Raw genomic sequence first — 17,209 nt, 5'->3', positions numbered from 1 at the left:
AAAGTGGTAACTGCAGCAGCCTTTTTATAAAAAGGAGCCAATATGAAAAATTTGTACAGTAATAAAATGGTGATTTTCAGTCTGATCCTGCCGGGTATCCTTGTATTTTTATTCGCAATTTTAGCACCGATCTGTTTAAGTGTTTATTATGGTTTTACGGATTATTCCGGTATGGGGACAGCAAAATTCATTGGGATGAAAAATTACATAGACCTGATGCACGACAAATCATTTGGCAGGTCATTACTTAACTCATTGCTGCTTGCAATCGGATTTATCTGCATCCAGCACCCGATCGCAATCGTGGTAGCAGCAGTACTTGATAAACTGCAGGGAAAAGCAGAAGGATTTTTCCGCTGCGTATATTTTATACCGAACGTTATTTCCGTGGCAGTCATTGCCTATCTTTGGAAATTTATATACAATCCGGATTTCGGACTGCTCAACAATATTTTAAAAATTTTTGGCTATCAGGGAAAAGTCAATTGGTTTTCTCAGGAAAACGCGATATGGTCAGTGCTGATCGTACTGATCTGGCATGGATTTGGATGGGGCATGCTCATTTATTACACTGGAATTAAAAATATCGATCCGGTGCTCTACGAGGCAGCATCCATCGATGGTGCAGACTGGAAAACAACATTTTTCAAGATCACACTGCCGCTCATGAAACCGGTCATCCAGATCAATGTGACAATGGCGATCATTTCCGCATTAAAACAGATGGAGACGGTTTATCTATTGACAAACGGCGGACCTGGCGATTCTACGCAGTTTGCAGCTAACTATCTGTATCAGCAGGCATTTAAGTCATTCCGGTATGGATATGGTAATGCCATCGGTGTTGTATTCATCATCATATGTATTCTTGTAACTGTTGGGCTTAATACGATTTTCCGTGACAAGAATACGGATTAGGAGGTGCATGATGAAAGTTAGTCAGAAAATAGGCAAGGTACTGCTCTGGGCCATTTTAATATTTGTGGCAGTCATTCAGATATTCCCTTTGATATGGCTTTTGGATTTTTCACTTGCGAGCAGTACGGAGATGTTTACGAACGGTCTTTTGATCATTCCGGAAAAAATACAGTGGGGAAATTATGTAACAGCATTTGTAGACGGACATTTCCTGCTCTACTTAAAAAACAGTATTGTGATCAACACTCTTGCAGTATTGCTGGTAATCATCATTTCCATTATGGCTGCATATGCGATCCGCAGAATGCGCTGGAAACTGAGCGGATTTGTAAAAACACTTTTACTGCTCGGTATGATGATCCCGATCCATGCGACACTGCTTCCGAACTATAAGATTTATAACGCAGTCGGACTTACCGATACGATCTGGGCGCTTCTGATCCCATATGTGGCTTTTTCGCTGCCGCAGGGACTGTTCTTAATGACCGGGTTTATTGATTCAATCCCGTGGGAGTTAGAGGAAGCAGCAGTCATGGATGGCTGCAGCATTTACCGTATCGTGTTCCAGATCATTACGCCGATGTTAAAACCATCGATCGCAACCGTTGCGATCATGACGTTTTTAAATAACTGGAATGAATTTATCATGGCAAGTACTTATTTAAGCAAACCTACATGGAAGACACTTCCGTTCTCCGTATTAGAGTTTACCGGACAGTATTCTTCAAATTATGCGGTACAGTTTGCAGTAATGGCACTTACCGCGGCACCGGCAGTTATTGTTTACATTATTTTAAATAAACACATCACAAAAGGTGTTGCAATGGGAGCTGTAAAAGGCTGATATGCAGACGCAAATGAAGATTATCATGTGGAAGGAATGAGTGTGATATGAGACAGAAAATTCGAAATATGAATATCCGGAAAAAACTGGTATTTTACAGTTACCTCATTATCACACCCATCCTCCTTCTGATCAGCAGTATCATGTTTGTCAGAAATTACAGAAAAAATGTAAAAGAGGAACAGGAGCAGTACCTAAAAAGTGTCGAAAATCTTTCCGAAGGGATTGACACTATGTTAAATGGTCTGTCAGAACTCGGAACATATATCTGTATCAATCAGGATATTCTGGATATTCTCGCAGAACAGGATTCCGGGAAATTAAACATGGATTCCCAGTTATGGGTCCATGAGGCACCGATGCGTACCATTGAGGATATGATCGCATTGAGCGGACAGATCAAGACACTGGCAATTTATCCGGAAAACGGAGTCAGACCATATCTGCGTTGTATGGATGCAACGGCATATCTTGATGATATTGGAACAGTACGGTTACAGGATACCTATCAGACGGCACTAAAAAAACGCGGAAAAATGTTTTTCCGGTCTGTCGGAAAAGGAAGCAGCGATACTTATCAGGCAAACCGTACTGAAAAAATCGTCATGTACCGGGAAATCTATAACCTTTCAAAAACAAAACCGTTAGGTTATCTGGTGGTCGGTGCAGATAAACAAAAATATACGCAGTTATGCGAAAATTCCCTGCCGATCAAGTCGGCAGGGCTTGTTGTAGTCAATGAAGAAGGAGTGGAACTGTTGCGGGCCGGAAATATTGATGAAGATGCTCTGCGTGATGTCATGGAAGAAAAATGTACGCCTGAAAATGTGGAAGATCATTTTATTTATACGTATAAAAGTAAAGAAACCGGAACAACCGTCTATGAGATGATCCATAAAGATGATGTGAGAAGTCAGATTTGGGATATTGCAGCAGGGCCGCTCGCACTGCTTGCCGGTTTCTTTTTAGGGCTGTATCCGATCCTTGCCCTGGTTTCTGATATTGTATCAAAACCATTAAAGAAACTCTGCAAAGCAATGGAGTCCTTTGAGCAGGGGGATTTCTCACAGAAAGTGGAAGTGATGACCGGAGACGAAGTCGGAGAGGCGGCAGCCTGCTTTAACCAGATGGTTGAAGCAATCCATGAGCTGATCAATACCAATTATGTTATGGCATTAAAAGAAAAGGAAAGTGAATTAAATGCCCTGCAGGCACAGATCAATCCGCATTTTCTTTATAATACTTTAGATTCGCTGTACTGGCAGGCAGTGAATGAAGGAGATGAAGGGATTGCGGATGACATTATAGCGTTGTCAAATCTGTTTCGTCTGGTGCTTGGTCAGGGAAGAGGAATCATCAGTGTTGAAAATGAAAAATCATTGGTCGAGCAGTATCTGCATCTTCAGAAAATGCGTTTTTCCGATAATCTGGAATACAAAGTTGGGATGTCAGATGAAATCCTGGAACGAAAAATACCAAAGCTGATCTTACAGCCGTTTGTGGAAAATGCAGTGGTACATGGATACGAAAAGACCGGAGAACGCTGTCTGGTCAGTGTGATGGGATGGCATGAGGACAACTGGCTTATATTTAAGATCAGTGACGACGGAACCGGTATGACAGAGACACAGTTAAAGGAAATCTGGGAAGTACCGGATGAAAAGCGCTATGCAGGCCAGAGGATCGGGCGTTATGCGATCCGCAATGTAAAAGAAAGATTGGATCTGATGTATCATTCAAATTTTGTATTGGAAATTGAGAGCAAACAGGGAAAAGGAACCTGTGTGACGATAAAGATTCCATGGAATATCTGATTCCACAGTGAGAAAAATACGAAAGAACGGAGGTTTTGTAATGGGAATTAAATTACTGATCGCAGATGATGAAGATGTTGTGAGAAATGGCATTACAAAATATATCCAGCTTCATACCGACCGCTATGAAAAAATTTATGGTGCAAAAAACGGACAGGAAGCACTGGACTTTATTTTTCGTTACCGACCGGACATTATGCTGCTTGATGTACAGATGCCAGTGATGAATGGCATAGAAGTCATGCAGGCGGCACACCGCGGGGGAATTTTGCCAAACACGATTATTTTAAGCGGTTATGATGAATTTCGTTATGCGCAGCAGGCGGTGCGGTTCGGGGCGCGTGAGTATATGTTAAAGCCGAGCCGTTCTTCTGATATTTTAAAAAAGATCAATGAACTGGCGGATGATGTATTTGGACCGGAAAATGAGGAACCGCCTGTGATCATCCAGAAAAACCAGCTGGTAGAACTGGCAAAAGAATATATGGATGAACATTATTTTGAAAACCTGTCGTTAAACGATATTGCAGGAAAAATCGGAATCAGTCCGGCATACCTTTCGAGCCTGTTTTCACAGCAGGCGGGTATCACGCTGATCGATTATCTGAATGAGGTGCGGATCGACCATGCCTGTGTCTATCTGGAACAGAATTTTTTCAAAACTTATGAGATCGCTTACAAGGTGGGATTCCGGGATGAAAAGTACTTTTCCAAGGTATTCCGCAAGGTCATGGAGATGTCTCCGTCGGAATATAAAAAGAGGAGTAAATATGGATACAAGAAACCCTTGATGAAGGCTTGACATACAAAATTGGAAACGTTATCATTAGCTTAATATGAGCAAAAACAATAGCGTGGCAGGCGTTTTGCTGCGAAAATACTGGAGGATTGAAAATGAAAAAGTATGCATTTGGAATTGATATTGGGGGAACTACCTGTAAGATTGGATTTTTTGAGACAAGCGGAAAGCTGATCGATAAATGGGAGATCAAGACCAATACTGAAAATAACGGAGCAGCGATCCTGTCTGATATTGCACAGGCAGTGGATAATAAACTGGCGCAGGAAGGCATCAGTAAAGATGATGTACAGGGTGTTGGAATCGGTGTTCCAGGACCGGTTAAGAGTAATGGTGTGGTAAACCGCTGTGTAAACTTAGGCTGGGGCATTGTTAACGTTGAGGAAGAGCTCGGAAATCTGACAGGTCTGAAAGTCAAAGCAGGAAATGATGCGAACGTTGCAGCTTTAGGAGAGATGTGGCAGGGTGCAGCAAAAGGCTGTAAAGACGTTATCATGGTAACACTTGGAACCGGTGTCGGCGGCGGTATCATCGTAGATGGAAAAGTCGTTGCAGGATTTAATGGTGCAGGCGGTGAGATCGGACATATCACCGTAAATCATGATGAGATCGAGGCATGTACCTGTGGACAGTACGGCTGTTTAGAGCAGTATACTTCCGCAACCGGTATCGTTCGCGTGGCAAAGAGAAAACTTGCTAAGACCAACGATGAGACAAGCCTTAGAAACTTCCCGGAACTGACTGCAAAAGATGTGTTTGATGAGGCTAAGAGCGGAGATGCAGTGGCACTTGGTTTAGTGGATGAAGTCTGCGGAATCTTAGGATCTACCTTATCTAATATTGCATGTGTGGTTAATCCGGAAGTTGTTGTTATCGGTGGCGGTGTTTCCAAAGCAGGAAGTATCCTGATCGAGAGCATCCAGAAGCATTTTGTGGAGACATCCTTCCATGCCTGCCGCAATACAAAGTTTGTAATTGCAGGACTTGGTAATGATGCCGGAATGTATGGATGTGTGCAGATGCTGTTGGACTAATCAGTTTCCAGATCTGAAGTTGTATAGCTTTTCCGGTATTCCCCCGGAGTCGTATGGAACTGTTCATAAAACATGCGGCGAAATAATTTATAATTGGTAAAACCATGACGTTCTAACAGCTCCTTTAGAGGAATATCTGTGGATGTCAGGTCGTGATAGATATGGGATAGCCTTATTTCATTTAAGTATTGAAAGTAGGTGACTCCCATATTTTTTTTGAAAAAATGACAGAAATATTCTTCCTGAAAACAGGCTATGTTTGCAATTTGAGAGAGAGAGATAGGTTCATTATAATGTTCCCTTGTATAAGTCAGAATCGGATCTAAGCGTCTGAAGTTTTTTACATCTTTTTTGACACTGGAGCTTTCCACCTCTCTGGCAAAATTGTGATAGAGAAGATAGAGCATTTCAAAGAGCAGACTGTTAAAACGCAGCAGACCACCTCTGGGCTTGATCTGGTAGACAATCTGCATCTGCTTTACGACCTCGATCAACTGGAGCTGCTTGGTTTTCTGAATTGGATTGGTCGTGTGACAGTCGAAACCAAATACATAGGAATCTACATTCGGAATATACTTCTGTAAAAATTGGTAAGGAAACTGCAGCAAAAGGGCGTGGTTTCCGTTGATTGATTTTGTCGAATGGGGAAGACGTGAATCAATCAGGTAAATATCACCGGGCAATAACACGGTGGTCTGGTGGTTCATGGTAACATTTACTTCGCCGTCAATAATGTACATCATTTCTATGGCAGTATGCCAGTGCGTGGCAACAAAACTGCTCTTATCATTAAATTCCCAGAAAAAAATATCAAAACCGTCAGTGATACGGTCCTGTTCGAAAATCGGATCATTTTTTGAGTCTGACATGAGTTTTTCTCCTTTTTTGTGCAGTAACACGATTAAAATACTGCCTACTATGTTCAGTATAATGGATACTATGAAAAAAAGCAATATTGACCTATTACAAGACAGAATAGGCGCTTGTTAGAGTATTATGCGAATGGTAAGATAATTACTGTAATTAGTACAGACCAAACAAAAACAGGGAGTGGAACTATGGGAAAAAAGAAAGAAAATATACCAAAATTGACCTGTAAAGAAAAAAGAAAGGCGTATGCGCATGATTTTAAAAAGCAGCTTCCATTGCAGGTTATGGTCATACCGGGAATTATCTTTATGATCATTTTCTGTTATTGGCCAATTTATGGGCTGACCATTGCATTTAAGAGTTATACAGTTGTCGATACGATCAATTCGGCAAGATGGGTTGGTCTTGAAAATTTTAAGATCGTGGCGACGGATAAATATTTCTGGCAGTCGGTTGTGAATACACTTGGAATCAGTTTTTTAAAACTTTTGATCGGATTTACAACACCGATCATGCTCTCCATCATGATTTATGAACTGCGGGATGGCCCATTTAAAAGAGTGATCCAGACGATCTCCTATCTGCCACATTTCCTTTCCTGGATCGTGCTGGGTGGTATGCTGATCAACTGGCTGTCAACGACAGGACTTTTAAACCAGATCCTTATGGCGTTTGGAATGGTAGGTACACCGAAAAATTTCCTGCTGGATTCCGGGAAATACTGGTGGATCGCATCCTTATCCGACACCTGGAAAGAGGCAGGATGGGGAACGGTGCTCTACCTTGCAACGATGGCGGGAATCGACCCGACCTATTATGAGGCGGCAAAGATGGATGGTGCCGGAAGAATGCGCCAGATTTTCAGTATTACACTGCCGCTTATGAAAACGATCATCAGTCTTAATTTTATTCTGACTGTGAGTGGGCTTTTAAAATCCAATTTGGATCAGACATTAGTTCTTATGAATTCACAAAACCAGGTAAGAGCAGAAGTCATTGATTCTTATGTTTATCGGATGGGTATGACACAGGGAGATTTTTCCTATGCGACTGCGGTAGGACTTGGCGTATCGGTCGTATCTGTGATCTTACTTGTGACAGCGAATAAGATTACCGGGAAGATTAATGAAGAATCAGTATTGTAAATGGAGGCATATATGGGAAAAACAAAACGATACACAGGAGACAGGATATTTGATTTTGTGAATACGGCAATTATTCTGATACTTACAGTTTTGATACTGGTGCCGCTGTTGAATGTGGTTGCGTCTTCTTTTGCGGGAAGTACGGCATTAGCGGAGGGAGGATTTATCTTCTTTCCAAAAGAGTGGTCATTAGACAATTACAGAGCAGTGTTTAAGGACACTTCCATCTGGCAGGCATTTTTGATTTCAGTTGCAAAAACAGTGCTCGGTGTGGTCACGCATGTATTTTTCTGTGCGATGGTCGCATTTGCACTCAGCAAGCGGGATTTGCGGGGACGAAAACTGTACACGGTAATGGGAATCATCACGATGTTTTTTTCGGGCGGCATGATTCCAACTTACCTGTTGATGAAACAGCTCGGACTTTTAAATAATTTTATGGTGTACATACTGCCACAGCTTTTCAGCTATTATGACGTTGTCATTCTGATGAACTTTTTCAGACAGGTTCCGGCATCATTGGAAGAATCTGCAAAAATTGATGGCGCCGGTGTATGGAGAATTTTTCTTACGATCGCAATGCCATTATCAAAACCGGCACTTGCAACGATCGCACTTTTTAATGGCGTATACCAGTGGAATGATTTTATGACTGCGAAATTATATATGACAGATAAAAGCCTGTACCCAGTACAGATGAAGATTTATGAGATCATTGTACAGCAGCAGGCACAGAGCATGAACAGTATCGGAAATGTTGCACTTTCCACGACATCGAAAGGAATACAACTTGCAACAATTGTAGTTACAACAGTACCGATCATTATTATTTATCCGCTCTTACAGAAACATTTTGTATCAGGAATGATGCTTGGAGCGGTCAAAGAATAATTGTAGTAGAAAAGGAGAGAGGAACATGAAAAAATCAATGTGGAAAAAAGGAATGGCAGCTGTATTTGCAGCGGCGCTTGCAGTGGGGACACTTGCAGGCTGTGGCGGGGGATCAAAACAGACAGATGCAGGACTGACACAGACCGGCGAGGACGGAGTTGTAGAAGGTGGACGTTATACGCTAGATGAAAACACACCGGCATGGAAATCAGACACCAAAGAAAATACAAAACTGACCTGGTATGTGAATGCAGAATGGTGGAACACCGACTGGGGAAACGATGTGGTGACAAAAAAGATCAAGGATGACTTAAAACTGGATGTGGAATTTTTAGTCGGTGATGATACGAAACTGAATACATTTTTTGCCGGTGGGGATATGCCGGATATTATTACCGTTTTTGACAGCAACTCAAGTGTGGCACAGAAGGCAGATACCTGGGCATATGCACTGCAGGATCTTGCAGATAATTATGATCCATATTTTTACAAGGTGGCATCGGATCAGACCTTAAGCTGGTTCTCGATGGATGACGGCAAGACCTATGGATATCCTGATTATTCCAATACACAGGAGGATTATGATGGTGGCGATATTTTCGCAAAAACAGCATTTGTGATCCGGAATGATGTGTATGAGGCGCTCGGTAAGCCATCTATGGGAACACAGGAAGAGTTTCTTAATGTACTTGGAGAAATTAAAGAGAAATACCCGGATCTGATTCCACTTGGTTTTAACAACTTTGAGACAGACGGAACAAGTTCTCTTGGCGATGTATTACAGGATTTCTTAGGGGTTCCGATCGCAAATGATGACAATACATTCTATGATAGAAATATGGATGAGGATTATCTGTCGTGGATTAAAACATTCAATGAGGCATATCGTGATGGTTATATCAGCGATGACAGTTTTACGGATGACAACACTGCATGGCAGGAAAAAGAAAGTATTGGTAAATATGCCTGCATTATGATGGATGGTACGGTGCAGCAGTCTGGTTTCCTTACCACGTTTGCAAGCTCAGATCCGGATGCAGCTTATATTGCAATCGACGGACCGCAGAGTACAAAAGGCAATGCACCGAAACTTAATCAGGCAGGAATCAGTGGATGGATGATCACATATGTTTCTAAGACCTGCAAGGATCCTGCAAAAGCAATCCAGATATATACCTACCTTTTAGATGATGACGGTCAGATTCTTACTAATTACGGCATTGAGGGAGAGACATATGAGATCAATGCAGACGGTAAATATGAACTGACAGAAGCAGCAAAAGAATTGCGTGACAGTGATAACGACCGCTTTAAAAAGGAGATGCGTCTCGGTGAGTTTATCCCATTCGGACATGACCGCTATAAAGCATTGAGCGATGATGCATACCCGGATGCAGTAAAACAGATGCAGGAGTGGGGCATTGGAAAATTATATCCGCATTTTATCCTTGAAAATACTGATCCGGATACCGGAAGCAATGAGGCGCGTGCATACAGTGCGATTAAAACTAACTGGGCGACCACTTTAGTTGGTATGATCCGAGCAAATGATGATGCAGAGTTTGACAGTATTTTAGAGGCACACAAACAATTCCGTGCAGATAATGACTGGGATGCGATTGTAAAAGAACGCAATGAAAAAATGCAGAAGAATGCAGAAAAATTAAATACAAAATAGGAGAGACGGATCATGAAATATTACACAAGTGGGAGAAATTTCACATTTAAAGAGGCGGAGAAAGAATTTCAGACAGACGCAAAATGTGAGATGAATCTGATCAAAGCATACCCGAAAATCACCTATCAGGAGATTCTTGGCATGGGTGGAGCGCTGACAGAATCGGCAGCCTATACCTATGCGCAGATGAGTCCGGAAAAGCAGAAAGAGCTTCTTGACCTGTATTTGGAAAAAACGGAAACCGTTATAATTTCGGGCGTGTGCATATTCAGAGCTGCGATTTTGCACTTGGAAACTATGCATATGTGGAAGATGAAACAGACAAAGAACTAAAGACATTTTCCATTGAGCGTGACAAAGAGTATATTTTGCCGCTGATCCATGCGGCAAAAGAGCAGGAGGAAGAATTGACATTGCTCGCCTCCCCATGGAGTCCGCCTGCGTTTATGAAAACAAACGGTGAAATGAATCATGGCGGAAAATTAAAGAAAGAGTATTACGGCATGTGGGCGGATATGGTAGCGCACTATGTGACAGAATATAAAAAACAGGGCGTTCATATCAGCAGGCTTACAGTACAGAATGAGCCGAATGCGTCACAGACATGGGATTCCTGTCTGTTTACCGGAAAAGAAGAACAGGAATACGTATGTGGCTATTTAAGACCGGCATTAGATGCTGCCGGACATACCGAAGTAAAGATTAATATCTGGGATCACAACAAGGAGCGCGTCTTAGACCGTGCGATGGAGAGCATGTCCACAGAAGAATCAAGAAATGCGATTGATGGAATCGGATTTCACTGGTATACCGGAGATCATTTTGAAGCACTGCAGGAAGTGAGAAACCGTTTCCCGGAAAAAGAGCTGATCTTTACCGAGGGATGCGTGGAATATTCAAGGTTTGCAGCAGACAGCCAGGTGGCTCATGCAGAAATGTACGCGCATGATATATTAGGAAATTTCAATGCAGGAATGAACGCTTATTTAGACTGGAATATCTACTTAGATGAGCAGGGTGGACCGAATCATGTGAAAAATTATTGTGATGCTCCGGTTATGTGTGATACAAAAAATGATACGATCGATGTTAAATTATCTTACTATTATATCGGACATTTCAGCCGTTTTATCAAACGCGGAGCAAAGAGGATGCTGATTTCCCGTTTTACATCACAGGTAGAAGCAGCCGGATTTGTCAACCCAGATGGAGGTAAAGTGGCAGTTCTGTTGAACAGAATGGATGAAGTGCAGAAGTTTACATTTGGTGACGGAAGCAAAGTGTGTGAGATGGAGATGGAGCCGCACACGATCATGACGATATGCTGGTAGCCGCAAAAGACTTCCTCCCTTGTTTTTGGGGCAAAATCCGAGGCCTAAATGGTTTACACATTATCTATTCTGGCTTCGGAATTTCCCTGGTGTGGTATGGTAATACTTATGAAAAAGTTCACAAAAATAACTGGTATTTGAAAACCCACACATATATGCTATTTCGGTAACGGACATTGACGTGTTCCGGAGAAGAAAAATAGATTTTTCTAAACGATAACGGTTTAGATATATCATAGGGGAAGTATTTAAATACCTTTGAAATAGAGAAGTGCATTTTGTTTTACAGCAGTTTCCGGCAGAGGAAATATCTTTCAGCAGAAGTTTTTCCGGATAGTTTTTTTTGCACATATCCGATCATCGCAGTCAGAGCCAGTATATCCTCTGTATTTTTATCGTAGTCTGGGAAGAAGTTCATATTTTCAGAAAGCAGCCGGAAAATATGAACAGACTTTTCCAGAATAATAAATGGTTGAATCTTAGTTATATTATTTTCATAGAGAATTTTAAGATCATGAAGAATAGTGTTTTGCCATTGAATAGACGGATTCAATTTCTGATAAGGGAAATGGCTGTTTTGTATCAGAGAATCTAAATAATTTTGTATAAAATAAGTATTTACAGAAAGAAGCTGTGGAGAGAGCAGAATACAGATAAAGAGACACTCTGCATGGGTATCGGAATAACCATAATGGAAGCAGCGGCTGTTGACGAAAATTCCCTCTCCGGTCTGTAATAAAATTTTCTGCCCATTGATATCATAAGCCATTTGTCCATCCAAAATCACAATAAATTCAAGATCGTCATGCCAGTGGCTGACAGCACGAAAATCAGGATAGCTTGACAGCTGTCCTTTTTTGATATATGCAGGGAAGTCCGGATTGTTATATTATTATGGCTGATTCTGGTATGAAAATCAATGGAAATTGTTTATTACAGAAAATATAAATGGTTAAAAAATTTAACAGAAACGGAGAAGAAAAAAATGGACATGAAAAAAAGAAGAGATATGCAGCTTGCCTATATTTCAGATGAGGCTGTTATGGAGGAACAGGTAAAATGCAGAAAAATCCTGCAAAAACTTAACTTTGCAGATCGTTCCGATTTTGATGAAATTGCAAAAACTGTAAAAGAACTTTTGGGAAAATCAGATGGTGCATGGATCAATCCGCCTTTTTATTGTGATTATGGTTCACATATCGAGGTAGGTAAAAATTTCTTTGCAAATTATAACTGTACGATTATAGATGTGGCAAAGGTAAAAATAGGTGATAACTGTCAGATGGCGCCGAATGTAGCTATTTATACGGCGGGGCACCCAATTTATCCTGATACCCGCAATTCTGCTTTTGAATATGGAAAAGAAGTTACCATCGGGGACAATGTCTGGTTGGGAGGAAATACAGTCGTCTGTCCGGGAGTACATATTGGAGATAATGTGGTAATTGGTGCAGGAAGTGTTGTTACAAAAGATATCCCGGACTGGTCGATCGCCGCGGGAAATCCATGCCGTGTTATCCGTAAAATAACAGAAGAGGATAAAAGAAAATTGTTTCATGACGAAGAGATTGATGATGAAGCATGGGAGATGATATGTGCGCAGAAGGAAAAATAAAATGACGGTGCGGGAGCATAACTTTCGTTGATAAAAGAAAAAGCCTGCGTGTACGAAATGTGTATATATTGCATTTCGTACACGCAGGCAAAAAAGTAGTTGTTGTGGAACAAAATAAAACAATGTTACGATTCCACGGCATTCTGTTTTACGCGTGCCATTGCTTTTGCAACCGGCGGGATACTGATGATGATTAAGGTAATGACTGCCTCCGGTACTAAGTAAGAAGCCTGATATCCCAATGAATAAAGTACCGGGTTCATACCTTCTGGTGCATAGGATGCGAAAAATACAACACCTGAGATCGTAGCGAATATAAAGCGTCCGATCACACCGACGATATATCCGATCTGAAGTCCCCATTTTTTCTTATTGAAAAATCCTGCAAGACCAAGTGCACCAAATGCAAGCGGGTAGTCAAGCAGCATTTGTGGAATGGTATAAAAAATCGGTTCGGTGACAAACTGTACCAGACCGTATGCCACGGCTGTCATGATCCCGACATAAGGACCGTACCAGTATGCGATCAAAACAATAAAAAGCATGGAAAGTAATGTGACAGAGCCGCCCATCGGCATTTCAAACAGTTTGATCATGGAACATACCACGGCAAGTGCGATGGCAACGGCAGAGTAAACGAGCTGTTTGGTTGTTAAGGCTGCCTTGCGGCTTGCATTTTTCTGACGCACAAACGCTGCAACGATGAGCAGTAATGCGATGATTACGACGACGATTACGATTCCGGTCACAGTAAGGTGTACGGAGCCGTCTCCCCAGGCGCCTTCCGGTGTAGCAAAAAAGTTATTCATAAATCCTCCTTGTTTGATTCTGGTATCAAAAGGTGGTTTTCAATTTTTGGCTGTCAAGTTGCACAAAGTCGGATCTATTTTGTTCCGTTGTCCGAAAATAAGAAAAACTAAGTATGCCTGATTTAGATTTTCCAGGAGTGACGTGTACGTCTTAAACGTCCCGTCCATGGGACGTTAAGACTTTTGCTGCCATCCATGGCAGCAAAACACTATGCATTAACAGGCATACTAAGATTTTCTAATTTTCTCCCAAAGTCACAAAACGAGTCCCAACTTTGTGCAATTTGACAATCGCTAAGTTGTGAGCCACCTTTTGACACCAGAATCCTAATTCATGATAATAGAATGTTCGCGGAGCGTACATTCTATTGTATACAAACACGGGGGATTGTTTCTTACCAGAATAAAGTAAATGAAAACGCTTTCTTACGCCGGTATTATCCGGGTCAAGTAATAAGGGTCGATGAAATCATCTCTCAGCACGTTGTAGATACCATGTGGTATAAATAGCACCCCTAGCATTTGTATGGAACGTTTCACACTATAGCAATTAATGATGAAAAAGTCAAATGTTGACAAAAAAAGCAACAAAAAATATAATGTCAAAAATGTAGAAACAACTTGCGGAGGATGAAAGACATGAAAAAAATTTATCAGAAACTGGCACTGACAGGCGTGCTTGCAGCACTGCTTCTTTCAGCTGGCTGCGGGGGAGCAAAGGAAACTTCCGCAAATGAAACGGCAGGGGATGTGCAGGCTGTTGGGCAGAAAACAGAAAGCACAGCGGATGCAGAGCAGACGGAATTGTATACAGAGACATTGGAAGCAGATACCGGGGCATTAGAAACAAATATTGAGGCGCAGACACAGGGTTATACGTTCACCGATGATCTTGGACGTGAGGTGACAGTGAAATCTGCAGATCGTGTGGCAGCGCTGATCGGTAGTTTCACAGATGTATGGATGTTAGCAGGCGGAAATGTTGTTGCAGCAGCAAATGATTCCTGGGAGAGCCTTGGTTTAGAACTTGATGAGAGCGTGGTAAATCTTGGAAGCATTTTGGAGCCGGATGTCGAGCAGCTCATTGCAGCGGAGCCGGATCTTGTGATCGCAAGTGCAAATACGGATGCGGATGTTGCATTGGAGGAAACACTGACAAAGGCAGGAATTACCGTTGCCTATTTTGACGTCGCGAATTTTGATGATTATTTAAACATGCTTTCCATCTGTACACAGATTACCGGCAGAGATGATCTCTATCAGAAAAATGGTCTGGATGTGCAGAAAGAAGTGGAAGAAATGAAGCAGAGAGCGGACGGCAGTAATCCGACTGTATTATTCCTTCGGGCAGCATCAAGCAATGTAAAGGCAAAGGGCAGTGACGGAAATGTCTGCGGAGAAATGTTAGCAGACCTTGGCTGTGTGAATATTGCAGACAGTGACGAGAGTCTGTTGGATGATCTTAGCATGGAGGCGATCATTGCGGCTGATCCGCAGTATATTTTTGTGACGATTCAGGGAAATGACAGTGATGCCGCTATGAAAAATGTAGAAGAACTTCTGACCTCTAATCCGGCATGGGCATCTTTGACTGCCGTGAAAAATGATCATTATTATATCCTTGATAAGCGCTTATTTAACTTAAAACCGAATGCAAAATGGGGAGAGGCTTATAAGCAGCTGGCAGATATTTTATACCCGGAGATGAAGTAAGAAAGGTTCGGTTTGAAAATGGCATATTTTCCGTTTTTTATTGATATAGAAAATAAAAAAGGTCTGATCGTGGGTGGCGGCAGGATTGCAGCACACAAGGCAGAAAAGGTGAAACCGTTCGGTGTAAAGATTACCATAATAGCACCGGATATTATGGACAAATTAAAACAGGATCCGGCATTTATGTGTGAGGAGCGTCCCTTTGTGCCGGAGGATATCGAGGGCTGTGCATTTGTCATTGCGGCAACCGATGATAGGGAATTAAACCACAGGATCAGCGCACTGTGTCAGGAAAAAGGAATTTTAGTCAATGTGGTAGATGACAAAGATTACTGCGGTTTTCTATTTCCGTCTCTTGTGAAAGAAGGAAAACTGACCGCGGGAATCTCCACCGCAGGAGCCAGTCCGCAGATCGCGGCAGAATTAAGAAGCCGCATGGCGAGGGAACTTCCAAATCAGATGGAAGAGATTCTTGATTATTTAGAATCAATCCGGGAACCTGCAAAAAAAATGATTGCAGATGACAGGATCAGAGCCAGATTTTTGAAAGAGACAGCACAGCTTTGCATGGATGAAAACCGCGTGCCGGATGAGGAAGAGACGAGGCAGCGGATCAGAGATTATTGCCAGAGTGCGGAACAGACTGGATTAGGGAAAATCGTCAGTACAGGCATGGTAACGCTCGTCGGTGCGGGCTGCGGTGCATATGACCTGATCACACTGCGCGGTTTAAATGCAATACGGAGAGCCGAGGTGCTTGTCTATGACGATCTGATCGATGCGCGTCTGTTAGATCACGCTTCGGAGAGCTGTGAAAAAATTTATGTCGGGAAACGGATCGGTGTACATAGCAGGGAACAGGAAGAAATCAATGCGATTCTGATCGAACATGCGAAGAAAGGCAAACGCGTGGTGCGCTTAAAAGGCGGAGATCCGTTTGTTTTCGGCAGAGGCAGTGAGGAAATGGAAGCGTTAAAGGCGAAAGGAATCCCGGTGACAGAAGTGCCGGGAATCACATCTGCCATTGCGGTTCCGGCGGCAGCAGGAATCCCGGTAACACACCGTGGAAAAAGCCGCAGTTTTCATGTGGTGACGGCACATACGAAAGGCACTGCGGACAGTCTGCCGGAAGGACTAAAAGAACTTGTGGCAGTGGAGGGCACGCTTGTATTTCTGATGGGAATGCACCAGCTTTCAAAACTAGCCGGACGGCTGATGGAGTATGGAAAATCTCCGGAAACACCGGCAGCAGTGGTGCAGGGAAATTTTGATGGAAAAACGGTAAGTGTGCGAGGAACACTTTTTGATATTGCAGAAAAAGTAAAAGAATCCGGGATGCAGTCTCCGGCGGTTATTGTGATCGGGGAGACGGCAGAGATGGAGTTGTAGTTAAAAAAAGAGGAAGCATACTGCAGTGAATGGATCACATTTAAAGCAGAGTGTGTTTCCTTTTTGTATATTATCTGATTAGATGGAAACAACATCAACGGCGTTTCCGTATTCTTTTATGATCTGTAATAAATCTTCTGTTTTTAACAATACGGTAGCCGTATTTTCATTTGGATGCACACTGATCAGACCTGTTTCATTCAGAAAATAACTGTCAATAAAGACCTGTACGCTCCGTTCTGCTGGCGAAAAATCTTTAAGTGTTCATATTAAAACATAAATACACGTCAAAGGCAATCGCTGCTATTGCCGGCAACGTCTGCTAAAATGATTTCAATATGTGAAAAAGGCAGGTAGTA

At 42.2% G+C, this 17,209-nt stretch carries 17 protein-coding genes and 1 riboswitch; of the genes, 13 read left to right on the top strand and 4 right to left on the bottom strand.

Annotated features, from left to right (window positions below):
• Nucleotides 1–42 precede the first annotated feature (42 nt).
• The 5 genes from H8S51_RS17640 to H8S51_RS17620 all read left to right on the top strand — a co-directional run bounded on the left by H8S51_RS17640 (nucleotide 43) and on the right by H8S51_RS17620 (nucleotide 5,409).
• On the top strand, nucleotides 43–918 hold the full coding sequence (locus H8S51_RS17640; RefSeq protein ID WP_117921190.1) for a carbohydrate ABC transporter permease: 876 nt from the start codon (nucleotides 43–45) through the stop codon (nucleotides 916–918).
• A 7-nt stretch (nucleotides 919–925) separates the two neighbouring features.
• The gene (locus H8S51_RS17635) at nucleotides 926–1,762 is read left to right on the top strand and encodes a carbohydrate ABC transporter permease (protein ID WP_117921191.1); all 837 of its coding nucleotides are present in this window, start codon (nucleotides 926–928) and stop codon (nucleotides 1,760–1,762) included.
• Nucleotides 1,763–1,809: 47 nt separating this feature from the next.
• On the top strand, nucleotides 1,810–3,576 hold the full coding sequence (locus tag H8S51_RS17630; protein WP_118210116.1) for a sensor histidine kinase: 1,767 nt from the start codon (nucleotides 1,810–1,812) through the stop codon (nucleotides 3,574–3,576).
• 40 nt (nucleotides 3,577–3,616) lie between these two features.
• Entirely contained in the window at nucleotides 3,617–4,378 is a 762-nt protein-coding gene (locus H8S51_RS17625; RefSeq protein ID WP_117921193.1) for a response regulator transcription factor, read from the top strand.
• Nucleotides 4,379–4,470: 92 nt separating this feature from the next.
• Complete coding sequence (locus tag H8S51_RS17620; protein ID WP_241070803.1) at nucleotides 4,471–5,409, top strand: ROK family glucokinase; 939 nt, start codon at nucleotides 4,471–4,473, stop codon at nucleotides 5,407–5,409.
• Here H8S51_RS17620 and H8S51_RS17615 read toward each other — a convergent pair.
• Nucleotides 5,406–6,278, bottom strand: coding sequence for an AraC family transcriptional regulator (locus tag H8S51_RS17615; protein WP_117921195.1), 873 nt, complete (start codon nucleotides 6,276–6,278; stop codon nucleotides 5,406–5,408). The two genes, H8S51_RS17620 and H8S51_RS17615, sit on opposite strands and share 4 nt — an antisense overlap.
• Nucleotides 6,279–6,467: 189 nt before the next feature.
• On the opposite strand from H8S51_RS17615, the gene H8S51_RS17610 reads away from it, so the two are divergent.
• The 5 genes from H8S51_RS17610 to H8S51_RS17590 are packed head-to-tail and all read left to right on the top strand — an operon-like array spanning nucleotide 6,468 to nucleotide 11,324.
• Entirely contained in the window at nucleotides 6,468–7,424 is a 957-nt protein-coding gene (locus H8S51_RS17610; protein ID WP_117921196.1) for an ABC transporter permease, read from the top strand.
• 12 nt (nucleotides 7,425–7,436) lie between these two features.
• Entirely contained in the window at nucleotides 7,437–8,315 is an 879-nt protein-coding gene (locus H8S51_RS17605) for a carbohydrate ABC transporter permease (protein ID WP_117921213.1), read from the top strand.
• Between the two features lie 25 nt (nucleotides 8,316–8,340).
• On the top strand, nucleotides 8,341–9,993 hold the full coding sequence (locus tag H8S51_RS17600; RefSeq protein WP_117921197.1) for a type 2 periplasmic-binding domain-containing protein: 1,653 nt from the start codon (nucleotides 8,341–8,343) through the stop codon (nucleotides 9,991–9,993).
• Nucleotides 9,994–10,005: 12 nt separating this feature from the next.
• Nucleotides 10,006–10,326, top strand: coding sequence for a hypothetical protein (locus H8S51_RS17595; protein ID WP_241070802.1), 321 nt, complete (start codon nucleotides 10,006–10,008; stop codon nucleotides 10,324–10,326).
• Nucleotides 10,254–11,324 carry a glycoside hydrolase family 30 protein gene (locus H8S51_RS17590; RefSeq protein WP_241070801.1) on the top strand — a complete coding sequence of 357 codons (1,071 nt, stop codon included), beginning with the start codon at nucleotides 10,254–10,256 and terminating at the stop codon, nucleotides 11,322–11,324. Before H8S51_RS17595 ends, H8S51_RS17590 begins: the two co-directional genes overlap by 73 nt.
• Before the next feature lie 60 nt (nucleotides 11,325–11,384).
• On the opposite strand, the gene H8S51_RS18555 is transcribed toward H8S51_RS17590, so the two are convergent.
• A complete protein-coding gene (locus H8S51_RS18555; protein WP_117921199.1) occupies nucleotides 11,385–11,675 on the bottom strand; it encodes a helix-turn-helix transcriptional regulator in 291 nt (96 codons plus the stop codon).
• Complete coding sequence (locus H8S51_RS17585; protein ID WP_207724019.1) at nucleotides 11,608–12,171, bottom strand: cupin domain-containing protein; 564 nt, start codon at nucleotides 12,169–12,171, stop codon at nucleotides 11,608–11,610. The genes H8S51_RS18555 and H8S51_RS17585 overlap by 68 nt, the downstream gene beginning before the upstream one ends.
• Nucleotides 12,172–12,309: 138 nt before the next feature.
• Here H8S51_RS17585 and H8S51_RS17580 point away from each other — a divergent pair, with 138 nt between their 5' ends.
• Nucleotides 12,310–12,939: a sugar O-acetyltransferase gene (locus H8S51_RS17580; protein WP_117921214.1), complete on the top strand. Its 630-nt coding sequence runs from the start codon at nucleotides 12,310–12,312 to the stop codon at nucleotides 12,937–12,939.
• 125 nt (nucleotides 12,940–13,064) lie between these two features.
• Here the strand turns inward: H8S51_RS17580 and thiT are convergent, their stop codons facing one another.
• On the bottom strand, nucleotides 13,065–13,748 hold the full coding sequence (thiT, locus tag H8S51_RS17575) for an energy-coupled thiamine transporter ThiT (protein WP_117921201.1): 684 nt from the start codon (nucleotides 13,746–13,748) through the stop codon (nucleotides 13,065–13,067).
• Nucleotides 13,749–14,154: 406 nt separating this feature from the next.
• Nucleotides 14,155–14,275, bottom strand: a riboswitch (TPP riboswitch).
• Between the two features lie 112 nt (nucleotides 14,276–14,387).
• On the opposite strand from thiT, the gene H8S51_RS17570 reads away from it, so the two are divergent.
• Nucleotides 14,388–15,461: an ABC transporter substrate-binding protein gene (locus H8S51_RS17570; RefSeq protein WP_186899265.1), complete on the top strand. Its 1,074-nt coding sequence runs from the start codon at nucleotides 14,388–14,390 to the stop codon at nucleotides 15,459–15,461.
• An 18-nt stretch (nucleotides 15,462–15,479) separates the two neighbouring features.
• Entirely contained in the window at nucleotides 15,480–16,850 is a 1,371-nt protein-coding gene (cysG, locus tag H8S51_RS17565) for a siroheme synthase CysG (RefSeq protein ID WP_186899288.1), read from the top strand.
• Nucleotides 16,851–17,209 lie beyond the last annotated feature (359 nt).

It is taken from the genome of Roseburia rectibacter, from assembly GCF_014287515.2.
GTDB classification, from domain to species: Bacteria; Bacillota; Clostridia; order Lachnospirales; family Lachnospiraceae; genus Roseburia; species Roseburia rectibacter.
The sequence above is the reverse complement of the archived record's forward strand: the minus strand, read 5'-3'. Positions and strand labels throughout refer to the sequence as shown.